Origin of the sequence: Tsukamurella sp. USMM236 (genome assembly GCF_037148755.1) — a bacterium.
Taxonomy (GTDB): Bacteria; Actinomycetota; Actinomycetes; order Mycobacteriales; family Mycobacteriaceae; genus Tsukamurella.
On sequence record NZ_JBBCSS010000007.1, the window covers coordinates 20,713 to 39,106 of the forward strand.

20 protein-coding genes are annotated in these 18,394 nt (G+C 71.6%); 7 read left to right on the forward strand and 13 right to left on the reverse strand.

Annotated features, from left to right (window positions below; genetic code table 11):
- Positions 1 to 19: 19 nt before the first annotated feature.
- Positions 20 to 790, reverse strand: coding sequence for an acetoin reductase (locus tag WFK95_RS20070; RefSeq protein WP_336671714.1), 771 nt, complete (start codon positions 788 to 790; stop codon positions 20 to 22).
- A gap of 94 nt (positions 791 to 884) precedes the next feature.
- A complete protein-coding gene (locus WFK95_RS20075) occupies positions 885 to 2,087 on the reverse strand; it encodes a helix-turn-helix domain-containing protein (protein WP_336671715.1) in 1,203 nt (400 codons plus the stop codon).
- A 139-nt stretch (positions 2,088 to 2,226) separates the two neighbouring features.
- Between WFK95_RS20075 and WFK95_RS20080 the strand changes: the two genes are divergently transcribed.
- Complete coding sequence (locus WFK95_RS20080) at positions 2,227 to 4,059, forward strand: flavin-containing monooxygenase (protein ID WP_336671716.1); 1,833 nt, start codon at positions 2,227 to 2,229, stop codon at positions 4,057 to 4,059.
- Between the two features lie 81 nt (positions 4,060 to 4,140).
- Here WFK95_RS20080 and WFK95_RS20085 read toward each other — a convergent pair whose 3' ends face one another.
- Entirely contained in the window at positions 4,141 to 4,746 is a 606-nt protein-coding gene (locus tag WFK95_RS20085; protein WP_336671717.1) for a TetR/AcrR family transcriptional regulator, read from the reverse strand.
- A gap of 66 nt (positions 4,747 to 4,812) precedes the next feature.
- On the opposite strand from WFK95_RS20085, the gene WFK95_RS20090 reads away from it, so the two are divergent.
- Positions 4,813 to 5,427, forward strand: coding sequence for an NADPH-dependent FMN reductase (locus WFK95_RS20090; RefSeq protein WP_336671718.1), 615 nt, complete (start codon positions 4,813 to 4,815; stop codon positions 5,425 to 5,427).
- Positions 5,424 to 6,830: a DHA2 family efflux MFS transporter permease subunit gene (locus WFK95_RS20095; RefSeq protein WP_336671719.1), complete on the forward strand. Its 1,407-nt coding sequence runs from the start codon at positions 5,424 to 5,426 to the stop codon at positions 6,828 to 6,830. The genes WFK95_RS20090 and WFK95_RS20095 overlap by 4 nt, the downstream gene beginning before the upstream one ends.
- On the opposite strand, the gene pheT is transcribed toward WFK95_RS20095, so the two are convergent.
- The 3 genes from pheT to WFK95_RS20110 form a co-directional block, all read right to left on the reverse strand.
- Positions 6,801 to 9,269 carry a phenylalanine--tRNA ligase subunit beta gene (gene pheT / locus WFK95_RS20100; protein ID WP_336671720.1) on the reverse strand — a complete coding sequence of 823 codons (2,469 nt, stop codon included), beginning with the start codon at positions 9,267 to 9,269 and terminating at the stop codon, positions 6,801 to 6,803. The two genes, WFK95_RS20095 and pheT, sit on opposite strands and share 30 nt — an antisense overlap.
- A 46-nt stretch (positions 9,270 to 9,315) precedes the next feature.
- Positions 9,316 to 10,371, reverse strand: a complete 1,056-nt coding sequence (gene pheS / locus WFK95_RS20105) for a phenylalanine--tRNA ligase subunit alpha (protein WP_336671721.1) — start codon at positions 10,369 to 10,371, stop codon at positions 9,316 to 9,318.
- A gap of 75 nt (positions 10,372 to 10,446) precedes the next feature.
- On the reverse strand, positions 10,447 to 11,076 hold the full coding sequence (locus WFK95_RS20110) for a TetR/AcrR family transcriptional regulator (RefSeq protein ID WP_224647462.1): 630 nt from the start codon (positions 11,074 to 11,076) through the stop codon (positions 10,447 to 10,449).
- Positions 11,077 to 11,146: 70 nt separating this feature from the next.
- On the opposite strand from WFK95_RS20110, the gene WFK95_RS20115 reads away from it, so the two are divergent.
- Both WFK95_RS20115 and WFK95_RS20120 read left to right on the forward strand, forming a co-directional pair.
- Positions 11,147 to 11,479, forward strand: coding sequence for a DMT family transporter (locus tag WFK95_RS20115; protein ID WP_224647461.1), 333 nt, complete (start codon positions 11,147 to 11,149; stop codon positions 11,477 to 11,479).
- Positions 11,480 to 11,490: 11 nt separating this feature from the next.
- Positions 11,491 to 11,895 carry a DUF5360 family protein gene (locus tag WFK95_RS20120; protein ID WP_308011451.1) on the forward strand — a complete coding sequence of 135 codons (405 nt, stop codon included), beginning with the start codon at positions 11,491 to 11,493 and terminating at the stop codon, positions 11,893 to 11,895.
- Here WFK95_RS20120 and WFK95_RS20125 read toward each other — a convergent pair.
- Both WFK95_RS20125 and WFK95_RS20130 read right to left on the reverse strand, forming a co-directional pair.
- On the reverse strand, positions 11,864 to 12,268 hold the full coding sequence (locus tag WFK95_RS20125) for an MmcQ/YjbR family DNA-binding protein (protein ID WP_224647458.1): 405 nt from the start codon (positions 12,266 to 12,268) through the stop codon (positions 11,864 to 11,866). The two genes, WFK95_RS20120 and WFK95_RS20125, sit on opposite strands and share 32 nt — an antisense overlap.
- A 19-nt stretch (positions 12,269 to 12,287) precedes the next feature.
- A complete protein-coding gene (locus tag WFK95_RS20130) occupies positions 12,288 to 12,542 on the reverse strand; it encodes a hypothetical protein (protein ID WP_224647455.1) in 255 nt (84 codons plus the stop codon).
- Between the two features lie 100 nt (positions 12,543 to 12,642).
- Between WFK95_RS20130 and WFK95_RS20135 the strand changes: the two genes are divergently transcribed.
- Entirely contained in the window at positions 12,643 to 13,245 is a 603-nt protein-coding gene (locus tag WFK95_RS20135) for a nucleoside deaminase (RefSeq protein WP_224647453.1), read from the forward strand.
- Positions 13,246 to 13,306: 61 nt separating this feature from the next.
- Complete coding sequence (locus WFK95_RS20140; protein WP_224647450.1) at positions 13,307 to 14,794, forward strand: nucleobase:cation symporter-2 family protein; 1,488 nt, start codon at positions 13,307 to 13,309, stop codon at positions 14,792 to 14,794.
- Here WFK95_RS20140 and WFK95_RS20145 read toward each other — a convergent pair.
- From WFK95_RS20145 to infC, 5 genes are read right to left on the reverse strand one after another with little or no spacing between them, the layout of a single operon-like run.
- Positions 14,725 to 16,065 carry an acyltransferase family protein gene (locus WFK95_RS20145; protein WP_336671722.1) on the reverse strand — a complete coding sequence of 447 codons (1,341 nt, stop codon included), beginning with the start codon at positions 16,063 to 16,065 and terminating at the stop codon, positions 14,725 to 14,727. The genes WFK95_RS20140 and WFK95_RS20145 overlap by 70 nt on opposite strands.
- A gap of 56 nt (positions 16,066 to 16,121) precedes the next feature.
- On the reverse strand, positions 16,122 to 16,919 hold the full coding sequence (locus WFK95_RS20150) for a TrmH family RNA methyltransferase (protein WP_224647446.1): 798 nt from the start codon (positions 16,917 to 16,919) through the stop codon (positions 16,122 to 16,124).
- Position 16,920: 1 nt separating this feature from the next.
- Positions 16,921 to 17,301, reverse strand: coding sequence for a 50S ribosomal protein L20 (rplT, locus tag WFK95_RS20155; protein WP_224647444.1), 381 nt, complete (start codon positions 17,299 to 17,301; stop codon positions 16,921 to 16,923).
- Positions 17,302 to 17,350: 49 nt separating this feature from the next.
- Positions 17,351 to 17,545, reverse strand: coding sequence for a 50S ribosomal protein L35 (rpmI, locus tag WFK95_RS20160; RefSeq protein ID WP_224647442.1), 195 nt, complete (start codon positions 17,543 to 17,545; stop codon positions 17,351 to 17,353).
- Positions 17,546 to 17,590: 45 nt separating this feature from the next.
- Positions 17,591 to 18,229 carry a translation initiation factor IF-3 gene (gene infC, locus WFK95_RS20165; protein ID WP_146437343.1) on the reverse strand — a complete coding sequence of 213 codons (639 nt, stop codon included), beginning with the start codon at positions 18,227 to 18,229 and terminating at the stop codon, positions 17,591 to 17,593.
- Positions 18,230 to 18,394: the final 165 nt, after the last annotated feature.

Consider the following 18,394-nt stretch of genomic DNA (forward strand, 5'->3'; position numbering starts at 1 on the left):
GTCCCCTTCCGCACCCGGATCAGCGGTAGACCAGGCCGCCGTCGATGAGCACGGCCTGCCCCGTCATGTAGTCGGAATCGGGCGAGGCCAGGTGGGAGACGAACGCGGCGACGTCCTCCGGCGTCTGCGCCCGGCCCAGCGCGATGCCGCCGACGAACTGGTCGTACGTCGCGCCCACCGCGGCGCCGGTCAGGTCGGCGAAGCGGCGGTCGATCTCGACCCACATGTCGGTGCCCACCACCCCGGGGCAGTAGGCGTTGACCGTGATGCCGTGCGTCGCGTACTCCTTCGCGGCGGCCTGCGTGAAGCCGCGGACCGCGAACTTGGTGGCGCTGTAGGCGCCCAGCATGGCGAAGCCCTCGTGGCCGGCGATCGACGCGGCGTTGACGATCTTGCCGCGCACGCCGCGCTCGATGAACGACGCCGCGGCTGCCTGGATGCCCCAGAGCACGCCGTCGACGTTCACCGAGAACAGCCGCCGCAGCTCCTCGGGGGTGACGTCCGCGACCGGCCCGACGAGCGCCACACCGGCGTTGTTCACCATCACGTCGAGCCCGCCCAGCTCCTCGACGGCCGCGGCGACGACGCCGAAGACCGCATCGCGGTCGGAGACGTCCGCGGTGAGCGCGACGGCGCGGCGGCCCGTCGCCCGGATCTCCTCCGCGACCGCCTCGACGCCGTCGGCGGTGAGGTCGACCAGGGCCAGGTCGAAGCCGTCCGCGGCGAGGCGTCGCGCGATGACCGCGCCGATCCCTCGTCCCGCTCCCGTCACCAGTGCGATGCGCGCCATCGTGTGTCCCTTCGTCGACGTGGTCGGACTCCGGTCTATGTGACCCGGGACACACGCGGCAAAGGTTGCGCGGGGTTGCGGCCTTGCGGCCGGCTCAGCGCAGCGTCTCGACCAGCACCGCGTCGGCGAAGCGGTAGGGCTGGGCGGCGATCAGCCCGGACAGCACCCGGCGCAGCCGCGAGATCTCGGCGCGCACGGTGACCACGCGGGCGGGGTCACCGAACAGCGACGCGGCGACCTGCGCGGCGGTGTGCCCGCGACCGTCGGCGAGCAGCTCGAGGATCTGGGCGTGCCGCGGCGTCAGCTGGTGCCGCCACTCCCCCGTCGCCCCGGCGACCGTGACCGACGGGGCCTTCCCGGCCCGCAGGTCCAGCGTCACCCGCGTGGCGCCGTCGCGCGGCTCGTCGGCGACGGGCCGCAGCAGCCACCCGCCGGGCAGCGGCTCGACGGTGCACTGCCCCAGCTCCGGCAGCCACAGGTGCGCCGAGTCCACGGCGTTCGGCAGGGTGACCCGGGTGCAGGGCGCGAGCTGCCCGACGGCGGCGACCCAGCCGTGGGAGTCGACGACCAGGCCGGGGCCGGCGAGGCCCGCGAGCAGTGGGGCGGCGACGGTGCGCAGTTGGTCGAGTCCGGCCAGATGGGACTCGCGCAGCGTCGCCTCGGCGAGGCCGGCGACGGCCGCGACCAGCGCCAGCGTCGTGGGATGCACCGTCGAGGCCGGCCCGCTGACGTCGACGACGCCGAGCACGCGACCCGTGCGGCGGTCGCGGATCGGTGCGGCCGAGCAGGTCCAGGGGTGCTGGTTGCGCGCGAAGTGCTCCGCGGAGAAGGTCTGCACTGCGGCCCGCGAGGCCAGCGCGGTGCCGATGGCGTTGGTGCCCACGTCGCTCTCCGACCACGCGGCGCCCTCGACGAAACCGAGCCGGTCGGCCTCGCGGAGCACGCGCGTCGAGCCGCTGCGCCAGAGCAGCCGGCCGTCGGCGTCGGAGACGACCATGATGCTCGACCCGGCGTCGGTGATCGGGGCGAGGCCGGTGGTGAAGTCGTCAATGAGGCCCGCGAGCCCGGACTCACGGCGGAGCCGGGAGAGGTCGGCGGAGTGGATCGCGGGGCCCGCGCCGGAATCGGGGCGCAGGCCTGCGGCGATGACGCGTTCCCAGGAGTCGCCGATCACCTCGCGCGGACGCGCGGGCGGCCGCTCCCCGGCCATCGTCGCGTCGTACACCTCGGCCAGCAGGCGCGCGTAGGTCCGGGGGTCCTCTCCGTGCGCCACCGCCGGCTCCACTGCGTGTGCCACCCCTCGATTCTGCATCGCCGCCCGTCGCGGCAGGGGCGATCGCCCAGAACGGTGCAACGGGACGCAACCCTTGTAACCCCTGTCACACCAGGAGTGTGATTCACACCACAGCACCACACCGAACGTGAAGGAGCACCACATGACCGCGATCGCGGAATCGGCACCGGACGTCGCCACCGGCCCCCAGGAGCGGGTCGACGCCTGGCTCGCGAAGTTCGAGGCGGCGCTCGCCGCCCGTGACGTCGCCGCGGCGGCGGACCTGTTCGAGCCCGGCGGCTTCTGGCGCGACCTGGTGTCGTTCACCTGGAACCTGAACACCAGCGAGGGCCGCGACCAGATCGCGGCGATGCTCACCGAACGCCTGGACGGGACGGCGCCCAGCGCCTTCGCGACCACCGACCCCGCGTCGGGCGACGACGTGGCCGAGGCGTTCATCGGCTTCGAGACCGGCGTCGGCCGCGGCAAGGGCCACGTCCGCATCCGGCAGGACGAGGACGGCGTCGACCGCGCCTGGACGCTGCTCACCACGCTGCGCGAACTGAAGGGCCACGAGGAGTCCTTCGGCACCCGCCGCCCGATGGGCGCGGTGCACGGCGCTCACGTCGAGGCCCCGACCTGGGCCGAGCGGCGCGAGCAGGAGGAGGCCGAGCTGGGCCGCTCGGTCCAGCCCGACACCCTCGTCATCGGCGGCGGCCAGGGCGGCATCGCCCTCGGCGCCCGCCTGCGGCAGCTCGGCGTGCCGGCGCTCGTCGTCGACAAGTACGACCGCCCCGGCGATCAGTGGCGCGGCCGGTACAAGTCGCTGTGCCTGCACGACCCCGTCTGGTACGACCACCTGCCCTACCTGCCCTTCCCCGCCAACTGGCCGGTGTTCGCGCCGAAGGACAAGATCGGCGACTGGCTGGAGATGTACACCCGCGTCATGGAGGTGCCGTACTGGTCGCGCACCGAGGCGCTGTCCGCGTCGTACGACGAGGCGAAGGGCGAGTGGACCGTCGAGGTGAACAAGGACGGCGAGCGCCTGACCCTGCACCCGAAGCAGCTGGTGCTCGCGACGGGCATGTCCGGCAAGCCGAACATCCCGGCCTTCGAGGGGATGGACGTCTTCCAGGGCGAGCAGCACCACTCGTCGAAGCACCCGGGCCCGGACGCCTACGCGGGCAAGAAGGTCGTGGTGATCGGCGCCAACAACTCGGCGCTCGACATCAGCAAGGCCCTCATCGAGGCCGGCGCCGAGGTGACCATGGTGCAGCGCAGCTCCACCCACATCATCAAGTCCGAGTCGCTCATGGAGCACGGCCTCGGCGACCTGTACAGCGAGCGCGCCCTGGCCAACGGCGTGACCACCGACAAGGCCGACATGATCTTCGCCTCGCTGCCCTACAGGATCATGAACGAGTTCCAGAAGCCGATCTACGACAAGGTCCGCGAGATCGACGCCGACTTCTACCGGGGCCTCGAGGACGCGGGCTACGAGCTCGACTTCGGGGACGACGACTCGGGCCTGTTCATGAAGTACCTGCGCCGCGGCTCGGGCTACTACATCGACGTCGGCGCCGCGGGGCTCATCATCGACGGTTCGATCAAGCTGGCCAAGGGCGGCGTGGACCACCTGACGGAGGACGCCGTCGTGCTCGAGGACGGCACGGTGCTGCCCGCCGACCTGGTGGTGTACGCCACGGGCTACGGCTCGATGAACGGCTGGGCCGCCGACCTGATGGGCCAGGAGACCGCCGACACGCTGGGCAAGTGCTGGGGCCTCGGCTCCGCGACCACCAAGGACCCCGGCCCCTGGGAGGGCGAGCAGCGCAACATGTGGAAGCCGACGCAGGTGCCCGGCCTCTGGATGATGGGCGGCAACCTGCACCAGTCGCGGCACTACTCGCTGTACCTGGCGCTGCAGCTCAAGGCCCGCTACGAGGGCATCGACACCCCCGTCTACCAGCTGGCCGAGGTGCATCACACCAGCTAGACGCGCCCACCGACTCCGGCCCCGGCGGCAGCACGCGATGCGCCGCCGGGGCCGGCTCCATGCCCGGAGTCGACGGTGCGGTCAGCGCGCGTAGGCCGCGAGGAAGACGTCGACGCCGGCGGCGACGATGCGCTCCTCCTCGGCGGGCTCGACGATGCGCCCCGTGCCGCTCACGCCGCCGACCGCGCCGGCCGTGAGATTGATGAGGTGCACCGCCGCGAGCTCGCCGTCGTCGATGCGCAGATGTCCGTCCCGGTCGAGCGCGACGAGCATCTCGCCGATCGCGGCGCGGACCCGGTCCGGGCCGGCGGCGCGCCACCCGGCGAGGACGTCGGGCGCGATGTGGTCGACGTCGGCGTTGATCTGGGCGACCATCCGGAAGTGGTCGCGACTGTCGGGGTCGCGCACCGACCAGGCGCGGCCGAAGGCGATGAGGTCCGCGCGCAGGTCCACGATCCGGCCGAGGTACTTCTCGGCGACGGCGATCTGCCGCTCGGCGACGCGGGTCGCGCTGTCGAGCACAACGGCGCGGAACAGGTCCTCCTTGTTGCCGTACTGGTTGTAGATGGTCCGCGTCGAGACGCCGCCCTCGGCCGCGAGGCTCTGGATGCTCGCGCGGCTGAAGCCGTCGGCGGCGAAGACGCGCACCGCGCCGCGCAGCAGATCCTGTCGCTTGTCCTCACGCATGACCCCACCCTTCCATAGGTACAATCATCATTGTATCTAGTGCAATGCTCGTTGTACATTGGGGCCATGGACACCACAGCGCACACCGAGCTTCCCCGCATCGCCGTCATCATCGGGTCCACCCGCCCCGGGCGCCGCACTGATCAGGTCGCCGCGTGGGTGCACCGCGCCGCGACCGAGCACCTGCGGGGCCGGGCCGTCGTCGCCACCGTCGACCTGGCCGACCAGGACCTGCCGCTGCTCGACGAGCCCCTCCCCGCCGCGTTCGGCGAGTACCGGCACCCGCACACCCGCCGCTGGGCTGAGGTCATCGAATCGTTCGACGGTTTCGTCTTCGTGGTCCCCGAGTACAACCACTCGATGCCGGCGGCCGTGAAGAACGCGATCGACTACCTCTACGCCGAGTGGAACGACCGTGCGGCAGGCTTCGTCACCTTCGGGATCCACGGCGGGGTGCGCGCCGCGGAGCACCTCCGCCTCGTCCTCGCGGAGACGAAGACCGCCTGCGTGCGGACCACGGTGGCCCTCAACCTGTTCACCGACTTCGACCTGCCCGACGTCCGGGAGCGGGGCGCGTTCGCCCCGGCGGAGCATCACCAGCCGGCCCTCCTCCGGATGTTCGACGAGGTCGTCGAGTGGTCCGCGGCGCTGCGGTCCGTCCGCGCGGGGCGGGCGTCATGACCGTGACCGCCGCGCGCACCGGCGACCGGATCGACGGCCGCACCTGGCGGCTGTGCAGCGTGATCGCCGCGGGCGCCTTCGCCAGCGGGCTCGACGCGACCATCGTCAACGTGGGCCTCGCCTCCATCGGCGACGCACTGGGCGCGCCACTGTCGCTCACCCAATGGGTCGCCAGCGCCTACCTGCTCGCCCTCGCCGTGTCGCTGCCGCTGGCGGCGCGGCTCGGGAACCGCTATGGCGTGCGGCGCCTATGGCTGGCCGCCCTAGCCGGGTTCACCCTCGCCTCCGTCCTGTGCGCGGCGGCGCCGACCGTGGAGACGCTCATCGCGGCGCGCGTAGTCCAGGGCCTCGCCGGCGGTGTCCTCATCCCGACGGGCCAGACGATCCTCGGCCTTGCCGTGGGGCCGGAGCGGCTGGGCCGGGTCATGGGCACCCTGGGACTCGCCGTCGCGGCGGCGCCCGCGGCCGGCGGTCTGATCGGCGGCCACGTCCTCGCCGCCGCGCCGTGGCCATGGCTCTTCCTCATCAACGTGCCGATCGGCGTGGCCGCCGGTCTCCTCGGCCACCGGCTGATCCCCCGGTTCCCCACGAAGCCGCCGGTGCCGCTGCACCGGACCGGGCTCGTGCTGATCACGATCGGGCTGCCGACGCTGGTCTTCGCCGCGACCCGCTGGGGCGAGACGGGCCGCCTTACGGCCGACGTGCTGGCGATCGGCGCCGCCGCGATCCTCGCGCTGGGGTGGTTCGGCGCCGCCAGCCTGCGCACGGACCATCCCCTGCTCGACCTGCGCCTGTTCACGGACCCGGGCTTCCGCGCGAGCGCCGTCGGGGCCTTCTTCGCCGGCACGCTGATCTTCGGCAGCGGAATCCTGTTCGCGCTCTACTTCCAGCTCGGGCGCGGGCAGAGCCCGCTCGACGCGGGCACGAGCCTGCTCGGTCTCGCCGGGGCGACGTGCGTGATCTCGCCGTTCACGGGGCGGTGGGTCGACCGGTTCGGCCCCGCGCCGGTGGTCCTCGTGGGCTCGGTCCTCGCGACGGCCGCCGTCGCACCGTTCTCGACACTGCCGGCGGACGCGCCGACCTGGCTGGTCCAGGCGCTACTCGTCGCGTTCGGCGCCTCGATCAGCCTCGTCGCGACGCCCGTGACGGTGGCCGCCTACCGCGCGGTGACCGCGGAGCAGCTCCCCGGCGCGATCACGCAGGTCAACATCCTGCAGCGCATCGGCGGCTCGCTGGGCGGCGCCCTGTGCGCCGTCCTTATCGCCTCCGCGCCTGGCGGCCCGTCGTCCGGATTCCACCTCGCCGCGATCCCGCTGGTGGTCAGCGCGATCGGGTGCGGCGTCGCCGGGCTGCTCCTGTACCGCCGGCGCGGGTCAGCGCAGGACGGCGCCCACGACCTCTGACGCCCTCGCCACCGCGGCGTCGCGCGCCGCGGAGGCCTCGTCCTCGGTGAGCGTGCGGTCGCCCGCGCGGAAACGCAGGGAGAAGGCCATCGACTTGCGCCCCTCGCCCACCTGCGCTCCGGCGAAGACGTCGAACAGCGAGATGGCCTCCAGGAGCTCCCCGGCACCGTCGGCCAGCGCGGCCCGCACGGTCTCCGCGGGGACGGCGGCGTCGACGACCACGGCGACGTCCTGCAACACCGCCGGGAACGGCGAGATCACCGGCGCGGGCAGGTTCTCCACGAGCGGGATCGCGTCGAGGTCGAGCTCGACGGCGGTAGTCCGCTCCGGCAGGCCCGCGCGCTCCAGCACCGCGGGATGCAGCTCGCCCGCGTGCCCGACGACCGTCTCGCCGACCAGAACCTCGGCGCAGCGCCCGGGATGGAACGGCGCGAACTGCGCGGACCGCAGGGTCAGCTCCACGTTGCTCGCGCGGCCGATCTCGCGGACCGCCTCGAAGGCGTCCGCGGCGTCGGCGGCCCGGCCCGGCCCGGACGGCCCGGCGAGGACCCGCTGGCCGGTGAAGACGAGCGCGATGTGCTCGGGTTGGCTCGGCAGCGAGGCGTCGAGCTCGGCGACCTGCTCGGCGGTGGGACGGCGGTCGACGGGGATCGGATCGACGGCGACCGTCTTCTCCGACGGCAGCACCACCTGGGCGATCGTGTACAGCGCGAGGTCGCGCTGCCCGCGGGAGACGTTGCGCGCCAGGATCTCCAGCAGACCCGGCAGCAGCGTGGTGGCGAGCGACGGCCGGTCCGACTCGAGCGGGTTGAGAACCTTCGTGGTGTTCCGGCGCGGGTCGTCCGCCTCCAGCCCCCAGGTGTCGAAGACCCCGGCGGGCAAGAACGGGCTGGTGAGGACCTCGACGTGGCCGGTGTGTGCGAGCGAGCGGCTCACGGTGCGGCGGCGACGCTGCCGGGCGCTGAGCCCCCGGCCACCGGGCGCGGCGGGCAGCACGGGCGGGATCTGCTCCAGCCCCTCGAGCCGCAGCACCTCCTCGACCAGGTCGGCGACCATGTTCAGGTCCGGCCGCCACGTCGGCGGGGTCACCGTCAGGCTGCTCTCGCCCTCGACCTCGCAGCCGATCTGGGTGAGGCGGCGCACCGTCGTGCCCGGGGCGTAGGTGATGCCCGCCACACGGTCCGGACGGTCCGCGGCGATGGTCACCTGCGGGCGCTCGGCGTAGCCGCCGAGGTCGGTGAGCTCGCCCACGACGGTGCCGCCGGCGATCTCGGTGAGCAGGCGGGCCGCCTCGCGGACCGTCCACACGGAGATCGCGGGGTCGACGGTGCGCTCGTAGCGCTTGGCGGCGTCCGAGCTGAGCTTGTGCCGCTTGCCGGTGCGGAACACCTTGACGGGATTCCAGATGGCGCCTTCGAGGATCACGTTGACGGTGTCGTCGCCCACCTCGGTGGTGGCGCCGCCCATGACGCCCGCGAGCGAGACGGGACCGGAGTCGTCGACGATGACCGCGTCCTCGGGATCGAGCTTCCGCTCGACGTGGTCGAGGGTCTCCAGGGTCTCGCCGGGGCGCGACGCGCGCACGACGAGGCCGCCGCGCACCTTGTCGGCGTCGAAGGCGTGCAGCGGCTGGCCGCTGAGCAGCATGAGGTAGTTGGTCACGTCCACCGCGGCGCTGATCGGGCGCACGCCGGAGGTCAGCAGGCGGCGCTGCAGCCACCACGGGCTGACGGCCTTCGGGTCGATGCCCTCGACGCGCAGCGCGGTGAAGCGGGTGCAGCCCGACTCGGGCTCGACGGTGACGTCCACGCCGCCGGCGCCGCGCCCGGCCCTCTCCGACGGGGTGGTGATGTCGGTGAAGGGCAGGTCGTAGCCGCAGGCCAGCTCGCGGGCCAGGCCGCGCACCGAGAAGGCGTAGCCGCGGTCGGGCGTCACGTTGAGCTCGATGACGGTGTCGTCCATGCCGAGCACCTGCTTGGCGTCGTCGCCGGGCTCCGCGGTCCCCGCGGGCAGCACGAGGATGCCCGAGTGGTCGGTGCCGAGACCGAGCTCGGAGACCGAGCAGATCATGCCGTCGGAGGTGTGGTCGTACGTCTGGCGCGTGGCGATCGCGAAGCCGCCGGGCAGCACGGCGCCGGGCAGCGCCGCGACGATGAGATCACCCTCGGCGAAGTTGCGGGCGCCGCAGACGATGTCGCGCGGCTCGGCCTCGCCGACGTCGACCTGGCAGAACCGGATCGGCTTGCGGAAGTTCGTGAGCTCCTCGATCGCCACGACGCGGCCGATCTTCAGCGGGCCGGTCACGGTGTCGAGCGAGTCGAGCTCCTCGACCTCGAAGCCGACGCGGACGAACCCCGCGTCCAGCTCGTCGGCGGTGACGCCCCAGTCCGGGGTGTCGCGCCGGAGGATCTCGGTGAGCCATGACTGTGCAACGCGCACGGTGGAAGTCCTTCTCCTGGTGTGGCTGTGGAAGCGGTGGGCGGCGCTAGCCGCGGACGCCGAAGGGCAGGGTGAAGCGGACGTCGCCCTCGACGATGTCCCGCATGTCCGAGAGGCCGGTGCGGAACTGGAGGGTGCGCTCGAGGCCCATGCCGAAGGCGAAGCCCGAGTACTCCTCCGGGTCGATGCCGCAGGCGCGCAGCACGTTCGGGTTGACCATGCCGCAGCCGCCCCACTCGATCCAGCCGGCGCCGCCCTTCTTGTTCGGGAACCACACGTCGACCTCGGCCGACGGCTCCGTGAAGGGGAAGTAGTTCGGCCGCATGCGGGTGGTGGTCTCGGGGCCGAACATCGCCTTGGCGAAGGCCTCGAGGGTGCCGCGCAGGTGCGCCATCGTCAGGCCCTTGTCGACCGCGAGGCCCTCGACCTGGCTGAACACCGGGGTGTGGGTGGCGTCCAGCTCGTCGGTGCGGAAGGTGCGGCCGGGGCAGGCCACGTAGATCGGCACGTCGCGCGTGAGCATCGAGCGCACCTGCACCGGGGAGGTGTGGGTGCGCAGCACCTGCCGCGAGCCCTCGGGCGCGACGTAGAAAGTGTCCTGCATGGAGCGGGCCGGGTGGTCCGGGAGGAAATTGAGCGCGTCGAAGTTGAAGTGCTCGGTCTCCACCTCGGGGCCCTCGGCGATCTCCCAGCCGATGCCCACGAAGAAGTCCGCGACCTCGTCGGCGATGATGCTGACGGGGTGGCGGGCGCCCTGCGGCGCACGCGCCGACGGCAGCGTCACGTCGATCGACTCGGAGACGAGCACCGCGGCGTCGCGCTCGGCGTCGAGGACGGCCTTGCGCTGCTCGTAGGCGGCGCGCGCCCGGCCCTGCGCGACGTTGACCCGCTTGCCGGCGTCCTTGCGGTCCTCCTTCGGGATGGACCCGAGGGCGCGCTTGCTCAGCGCGAGCGGCGACTTCTCCCCCAGGTGCGCCAGGCGGGCGGTGTTCAGAGCCTCCAGGTCGGCCGCGGCGTCGAACGCCTGCGCGGCCTCCGCGGCGAACGCGTCGAGCGCGGCTTCGCTGAGGTCGTCGACGGGGGCGATCTGGTCTTCCGACACTGCTCTGGGCTCCTCGGTGAGGGTGGGACGGTACCCGACCAGACTAGTCGACGGGATTCCGCGGACGGAATCGCATTACCGCTGGTACGCGCCCACCAGGTCGGCCAGTGCTCGACGGTGCGCGGCGCGGCGGCCCGCGGCGACGGCGCGGTCGACGACCATCCCCCAGGCCGTCGCGACCGCCGCGACGGCGCGGCCCGGGTCGCCGGCGGCGCGCGCCACACAGAAGCACCCGATCGTCGTCGCGACGATGGCCTCGCCCTCGGCTGCGACGTCGACGCCGTCGCCGAGGTCGCCCGCGTCCCGCGCGGCGGCGAACAGCGCCGCGAAGACCTCGCTCCACTCGTTGACGGGTCGCGACCACGGCGCCAGTTCGGGATGGGGGCGGTCGACGACGACGCCGAAGGCGGCTCGGAACCGCACGTCGTCGACGGTGGCCGTCAGCGCCTGCAGCGTGATCTCGGCCGCGTGCAGGACAGGCATCCCCGGGATCGTCGGCGACACGAGGGTCGGCGCGAACTGTTCCTCGACCAGGGCGCCCACGAGCGCCGCCTTGGATGGGAAGTGGTGGTACATCGCCCCCTTGGTGACGCCGGCGCGAGCGAGCACGTCGGCGAGCGAGGCGCCGTCGTATCCGCGGGCGTCCACGATGTCCGCCACCGCGTCGAGGAGCGCCTCCCGCGTCCGTGCGGCCCGTTCCTGCATGACTCCCCCTCTTGACAGTGCGCACTCACTCCGTGAAACATACCAACCGGTTTGAATTTTTGGAGGTGGAATGTCCCGCACCGCGGTTCTCCTTCTCGCGGCGGCCATCGCCTGCGAGGTGGCCAGCACCCTCGCGCTCCGTGCGACGGACGGCTACAAGAATCTCTGGCCGCTCGCCATCGTGGTTCCCGGCTACCTCGGCGCTTTCGCCTTCCTCGGACTGTCGCTACGCGAGATCTCGGTCGGCGTCGCGTACGCGGTCTGGTCCGCGGCGGGCACCGTTCTCGTCACCGCAGCCGCTGCACTCCTGTTCGGCGATCGGGTCTCCGCGACCACGATCGTCGGAATGGCCGTGACGGTGGTCGGCGTCGCGATCATCAACTTGTCGACGGCGGCCGAATGAGAGGCGCGAAAGTGCTCCTGCTCCTCGTCGACGTCGCCCTTACCGCTTACTGGGCGGCGATCATCGCCGGCGCGATCCCTGAGCAATGGCGATTCCGCGACTACACGAACCCCGTGGTCCAGGCATGGAACTGGTCGTTCCTTCCGCTCGACGTGCTCGCCGTCGGATTCGGCGCAGCGGGCCTGCGGCTCGTCCGCACCCGACCCGCGACCGGCCGGATCGTGCTCACCATCGGTTGCACTCTGACCTTCTGCGCGGGCCTCATGGCGATCTCGTTCTGGGCGTTCGCAGGTGACGTCGACTTCGCGTGGTGGGGACCGAACATCGGCCTGATGGTCGTCGCCATGATCGTCACCGCTGACCTCGTCCGGGCGCCTTCCGACGTCAGTGGGCGCGCCCCGCGAGCCACGCCTTGACCACGGTCTTCGGGGCGCAGGCGCACCAGGCGTCCTCGATGACCTCGGCCAGCTCGGCCCGGGTGATCTCCCCGAGGCGCGACGCCCGGATCAGGACGGCGTTGTAGCCGTCGAAGTGGGGCGTGGTGAAGAACGGCCCGTCGGCCTGGACCAGCGCGAGCTTGTCGGATTCGTCGGGCGTGCGGATCAGGATCACGTCATCGAGCCGGACGCCGTCCGCATCGACCGCGTCGGGCCGCGGAGACCGGTTCCCGCAGAACACCTTCTTGCTGACCTGCCAGGCCGGGCGGCCACCCCACGCCGCAACCTCCACGACGCGGGGCAGGGCGAGCGCGATCGCGGCCACGTCCTCGATCCGCGCCGCCCTCGTCACGGATCGACGGTACGCCCGCTCAGCGACAGTTCGCGACGTACGGCATCGAGCCGTACGGACCCCAGATCTTCGTCTCGGCATTGGCACGCGCCGCCGCACGATTCGGTCCGGTGCCGTGCACCGTGCCCGCGAACGACGAGAACTGGTTGCCGAACTGCTGCGCGTAGACGTCACAGGTGACGGTGACGGGCGCGCCGGGCGCGGCCTGTACCGCCGCGGCGGGTGCCGCGACCACGCCCAGTCCGACGATTCCCGCGATGACGATTCGCTTCATCTCGATCTCCCTCCACATTATTCGACACCTTGTATTTATCACATCACACGTCGCTGTTCGTCGCCGCGCATCCGCAGCACGCATGCGGTGTGATGAACGCATGACTGACGTGACCCGCATGCTGGCCGTGATCGCCGACGAGATTGTGCCGCTGACCCGCTCCGGCGTCGCGGCCGGGAACAAGCTGTTCGGTGCGGCGATCCTCCGCAGGAGCGACCTGAGCACCGTGATCGCGGCGACCAACGACGAAACGTCGAACCCGCTCTGGCACGGAGAGATCCACGCGATCAAGAAGTTCTACGAGCTCGACGACCGCCCTGCGCCCGCCGACTGCGTCTTCCTCGCCACGCACGAACCGTGCTCCCTGTGCCTGTCGGGCATCGCGTGGTCGGGTTTCGACAACTTCTCGTACCTGTTCAGCCACAGCGACTCCGAGAAGTCCTTCGCGATTCCGCACGACATCCGGATCCTGACCGAGGTCTACGCGGTCCCCGACCCGGACCGTGCGGCGCCGGCGCCCGGGCGTGATCTGTACAACCGGAGCAACGCGTTCTTCCGCGCGACCGACCTCATGCCGCTCGCGCAGGAGGAGTGCCCCGGTCTCCTGGAACGCCTGATCGCTGCCTACGACGAGCTGTCCCGGACCTACCAGGCGAGCAAGAACGCGGACGGCACCGCATCGGGCAACATCGCCCTGGCGTGATGCAACACCGCCGTCACATCGAGGCAATCGATCAGCGGATCGGGCTGCCTACCGTCGGGCCATGGCGATCACGACGACGGACGGCGGCACGCCGCACCAACGACCGGAGGACGAGTACCTGGGCGTCGGAAAGACCCTCGGCTACGGAATCCAGCACATCCTCGCGATGTTCGGCGGTGTCATCGCCGTCCCGCTGATCGTGGGCGGCGCGGCCGGGCTGGACACGGCGCAGAAGGCACTGCTCGTCGCGAGCGGCCTGTTCGTCAGCGGCCTGGCGACCATGCTCCAGACGCTCGCCGTGCCGTTTTTCGGCAGCCGGTTGCCGTTGGTGCAGGGCACCAGCTTCGCGACCGTCTCGACCATCCTCACGATCCTCGCCGGCGACCCCGAAAACGGGCTCCGAGTCGTGTTCGGTTCGCTTCTCGTCGCCGCGGCGATCGGTCTGGCGATCACCCCGTTCTTCGCCCGCGTGATCCGCTTCTTCCCGCCCGTCGTGACCGGCTCGATCATCACGGTGATCGGGCTCTCGCTCATGCCGGTCGCGGCGGGGTGGATCACCGGGCAGCCGACGATCACGGTCGACGGGCAGAAGGTCGCCAATCCGGACTTCGCCGCGCTCCCCGGTATCGGGCTCGCGATGTTCACGTTCCTCGCGGTCGTCCTGCTCAGCAAGGTCCGTATGCTCTCCCGGCTGTCCGTGCTGCTGGGGCTGGTGGTCGGCACCGTCGTCGCGCTGATCTTCGGCCGCGCCGACGTCGGCGCCGTGGGGTCCGCCCCGGTGTTCTCCGTCCCCCACCCCTTCGCCTTCGGCGGGCCGATGTTCGAGATCGGCGCGATCGTCTCGCTCACCGTGGTCATCCTGGTGACGATGGTCGAGACCACCGCGGACATCCTGGCGGTCGGTGAGGTCGTCGGCACGAAGGTCGACTCGCGGCGGGTCGCAGACGGACTGCGGGCCGATATGGCGTCCTCTCTGCTGGCTCCCGTGTTCAATTCGTTCCCCGCCACGGCATTCGCGCAGAACGTCGGGCTGGTCGCGCTCACCGGGATCAAGAGCCGGTTCGCCGTGGCGGCGGGCGGCGCGATCCTCCTGGTGTTGGGGCTGTCGCCGATGGCGGCGGCCGTGTTCAGCGTGATCCCCGGGCCGGTTCTCGGGGGCGCCGGGATCGTCCTGTTCGGCACCGTCGCGGCCAGTGGGATCCGCACCCTCGCCAAGGTCGACTACCAGGGCAACAACAACCTGCTCATCGTCGCGGCGGCGATCGCCTTCGGGCTCATCCCCGTGGTCTCCACCGACTTCTGGCACGCGTTCCCCGCCTGGTTCGTGGTGATCTTCCATTCGGGCATCAGCGCGGCGGCGATCGTCGCGGTGCTCCTCAACCTGCTGTTCAACGTCCTCTTCCCGGGTGCGCCCGCGCAACCGTCGATCGTGGCAGCCGGGCCCGCGATCGGGGTCCCCGACGAGGTCGAGCGCAGCGGTCAGGCGTCCGACGGTGCCGTCGCGGCACCGTCGGCCACGGAGGCGCGGGGCACGCGCACGTCCGCCTGAGCCCGCGCCGCGAGGAGCGCGACCAGGAAGACTGCGAGGGCCTGCCACCCCGTCGACGAGCCGAGCCCCTCCTTGGCCATGAGCAGCACTGCCACCCCGGCGACGCACACGAGGCAGCCGGCGAGAGCGCCGCGCGCCCCGCGGGTCGTCACGCGGGCGTCCCACCAGGGCAGTCGCCGGTGCTCGAGCGGCGAGAGGAGGACGAACAGCGTGAACATCACGACCGCGAAGACCGCGGCCCGCAGCGCCATGAGCCCCCAGAAGCCCGCCTGCGCCGGATCGACGGCGTCGACGCCCACCGCGTGCAGCGCGAAGGCCGCGACGGCGATCGCAGGGATGTGCCAGAGGTAGAGCGTCATCGCTCCGCCGTTGCCCACCGCCACCGGGTACCAGACCCGCGGGTTCCGGGCCCAGCGCCCGATCGCGGGCGCCGCCACGACGAACAGCAGGCTCACCCACACGCAGTGCAGGCCCAGCAGGAACGTGGGCGGCGTGGTGTTGGAGAAGGTCTCGGCGCCGGTCACGACGAGCGGCACGTCGTACGGGCCGAGGACGACCGCGGCGACGGCCGCGACGAACGCCGCCGCGGCGACGACCAGCGCGAACCGGACCGGAATCATCCGGCGGGCGTACGCGACGCCGATGACCACGGGGATCAGCCACACCACCAGGAAGTTCGGGAAGCCCCACCCGATCGATCCCGTGGCGAGGCGCGCACCGTCGAACAGTGCGGACGCGAGCAGCAGCGCCACGACGATCCCGGCGAGCGCGGCGCCGCCGCACCGCATCAGCGCGGGCACGAACGCCAGCACCAGCAGATACACGCCGATGAACCAGAGCAACGCCACGGACTCGCCGCCGAGCCGCTCGGCGCTCGCCTCCCCGAGGATCACTCGCGTCGCGCCCAGGGCGAGCGACCAGAACGCCAGGTACCAGAACACGGGGCGGGCGAGCCGCTGCGCCCGACCGACGAGCCACGCGCCCCACGCGGTCCCCGGCTTCAGCCCGTAGGCGGACGAGGCCGCGCCAGCGAGGAAGAAGAGCGGCATCACCTGCAGCACCCAGGTGATCGGCTGCAGGGACGGCTGCGCGCCGAGGGTGTTGCCGACCCACACGCCCGACGGGGTGACGGTGGCGAGGAGGAGCACGCAGTGCCCGACCATGACGACCAGCAGGCTCGCCAGGCGGGCGACGTCGATCGCGCGGTCGCGGGTGTCCGGGGTGCCGTCGAGGACGGCGGAGCGGGCGGGCAGGAGTCTCATGGTCACCATGCTTCCGGCGCGGGCACCGTCAGGGATGAGTAGTCCTACCCGGAACCGGTGAGGACCTATCCCCGATTCTGCACGCGCGAGCTCGCGTACAGGCAGATCGACGCGGCGGTGGCGAGGTTGAGCGACTCGGCGCGGCCGCGGATCGGGATGGCCACGCGATGGTCCGCGAGATCCTGCAGGGCGCGCGGCAGGCCGTGGGCCTCGTTGCCGAACAGCCAGGCGGTGGGCCCGGCGAGCAGCTCGTCGGCGTCGTCGAGCGAGACCTCGCCGTGGGCGGCGGTGGCCAGCACCGTGAGCCCGGAGTCCTTGAGCCGCGCGATCGCCGCGGCGGCGTCGCGCTCCTGCACGACGGGCAGGTGGAAGACGGATCCGGCGGAGGCGCGCACGACCTTACCGTTCATCGGGTCGACGGCGTCGCCGGCGAGGAGCACGGCGTCGGCGCCGACCGCATCGGCAACGCGGATGACGGTGCCGGCGTTGCCGGGCTCCGCGACGTCGACGGGCACGGCGACCAGCCGCGCACCGTCGGGCACGGACGCCTCGGGCAGGGCCCGGCAGACGGCGACGATGCCGGGCGGGGTGACGGTGTCCGAGAGGCCCCGCATGGCCCGCTCCGTCACGTACGCCTCGCGGCCCGTGAGCAGCTCGGGGTAGCGCGCGGCGCCCTCCTCGGTGACGAAGAGTTCGTCGACGAGCCCGGCCTCGAGCGCGGAGGTGACGGCGTTCGACCCCTCCGCGAGGAACAGGCCCGCCTTCCGGCGACCGGCGGCGCGGAGGAGCTTGGAAGCAGCAACGACCCGCGGGGTCCGCTCCGTGAAGAGCTGGTCCGCGGGTCGTTGCGAGTGCTGCGTCAAATTACGCGACGGGCGCGTTCACGTCGGCGGGGAGCGCCTTGCGGGCGACCTCGACGAGCGCGGTGAAGGCGGCCGGATCGGAGACGGCGATCTCGGCGAGGTTCTTGCGGTCCACCTCGACGCCGGCCAGGCTCAGGCCCTGGATCAGGCGGTTGTAGGTGAGGTCGTTGGCCCGCGCCGCAGCGTTGATGCGGGTGATCCACAGCTTGCGGAAGTCGCCCTTGCGCGCACGGCGGTCGCGGTACGCGTAGGTGAGCGAGTGAAGCTGCTGCTCCTTGGCCTTGCGGTACAGGCGCGACCGCTGGCCGCGGTAGCCCTTCGACGCCTCGAGGATGGAACGACGCTTCTTCTGAGCGTTTACTGCGCGCTTGACGCGTGCCATAAGTCTTCGTCCTTACGTGTGAAAAGTTCTAGCGGGTACCGGGAGCGGCTTACTTGCCGAGCAGCTTCTTGATGCGACGCACGTCGGCGGGCGCGACCTCGGCCACACCGTCGAGGCGACGGGTCACGCGCGAGCTCTTGTGCTCCAGGAGGTGGCGACGGCCGGCCTTCTGGCGCAGCACCTTGCCGCTGCCCGAGATCTTGAAGCGCTTCGAGGTACCGCTGTGGGTCTTGTTCTTCGGCATGTTCGTCTCTCTATCGTTGTGTTCAGGCCGGGCGCGAGGAACTCGCTACTCGGCCGGAGCCTCGGGCGCGGCGGGGCGCGCGACCGGGGCTTCCTTGTCCTGCTGCGCCTTGGCGCGGGTCTTCGCGCCCTTGTGCGGGGCGAGGACCATGGTCATGTTGCGGCCGTCCTGCTTCGCGGACGTCTCGACGAAGCCGTACTCGGCGACGTCGGCGCCCAGGCGCTGCAGAAGACGGAAACCCAGCTCCGGACGCGACTGCTCGCGACCGCGGAACATGATCGTGACCTTGACCTTGGAGCCCTGCTCCAGGAACCGGACGACGTGACCCTTCTTGGTCTCGTAGTCGTGGTCGTCGATCTTCGGGCGGAGCTTCTGCTCCTTGATCACGGTCAGTTGCTGGTTCTTCCGGGACTCGCGCAGCTTCTGTGCGGCCTCGTACTTGAACTTGCCGTAGTCCATGATCTTGCACACGGGCGGGCGGGCGTTCGGCGCGACCTCGACCAGGTCGAGATCCGCCTCGTACGCCAGCTTGAGCGCATCCTCAACTCGCACGATCCCGACCTGCTCGCCGCCGGGGCCGACGAGTCGGACCTCGGGAACGCGGATCTGACCGTTGGTGCGTGTCTCAGTGCTGATGGGGCCTCCTTGAATAGGTGCTCGTGTCTCGTTGCGAGCGGTCTTCACTCGTTGACCGCCGCGCAGCCGACGAGGCCCACCCAGTTCCCACAGCGAAAAGGCCCCGACCAGGCTTTTCGCCTGACGGGGCCCACACCGACCGATTCGGGCCCCGACGGCGTACGCCGACGATCGACCCCTCCTCCAACGAGGAGACCGCAGCGGAAATTCCTC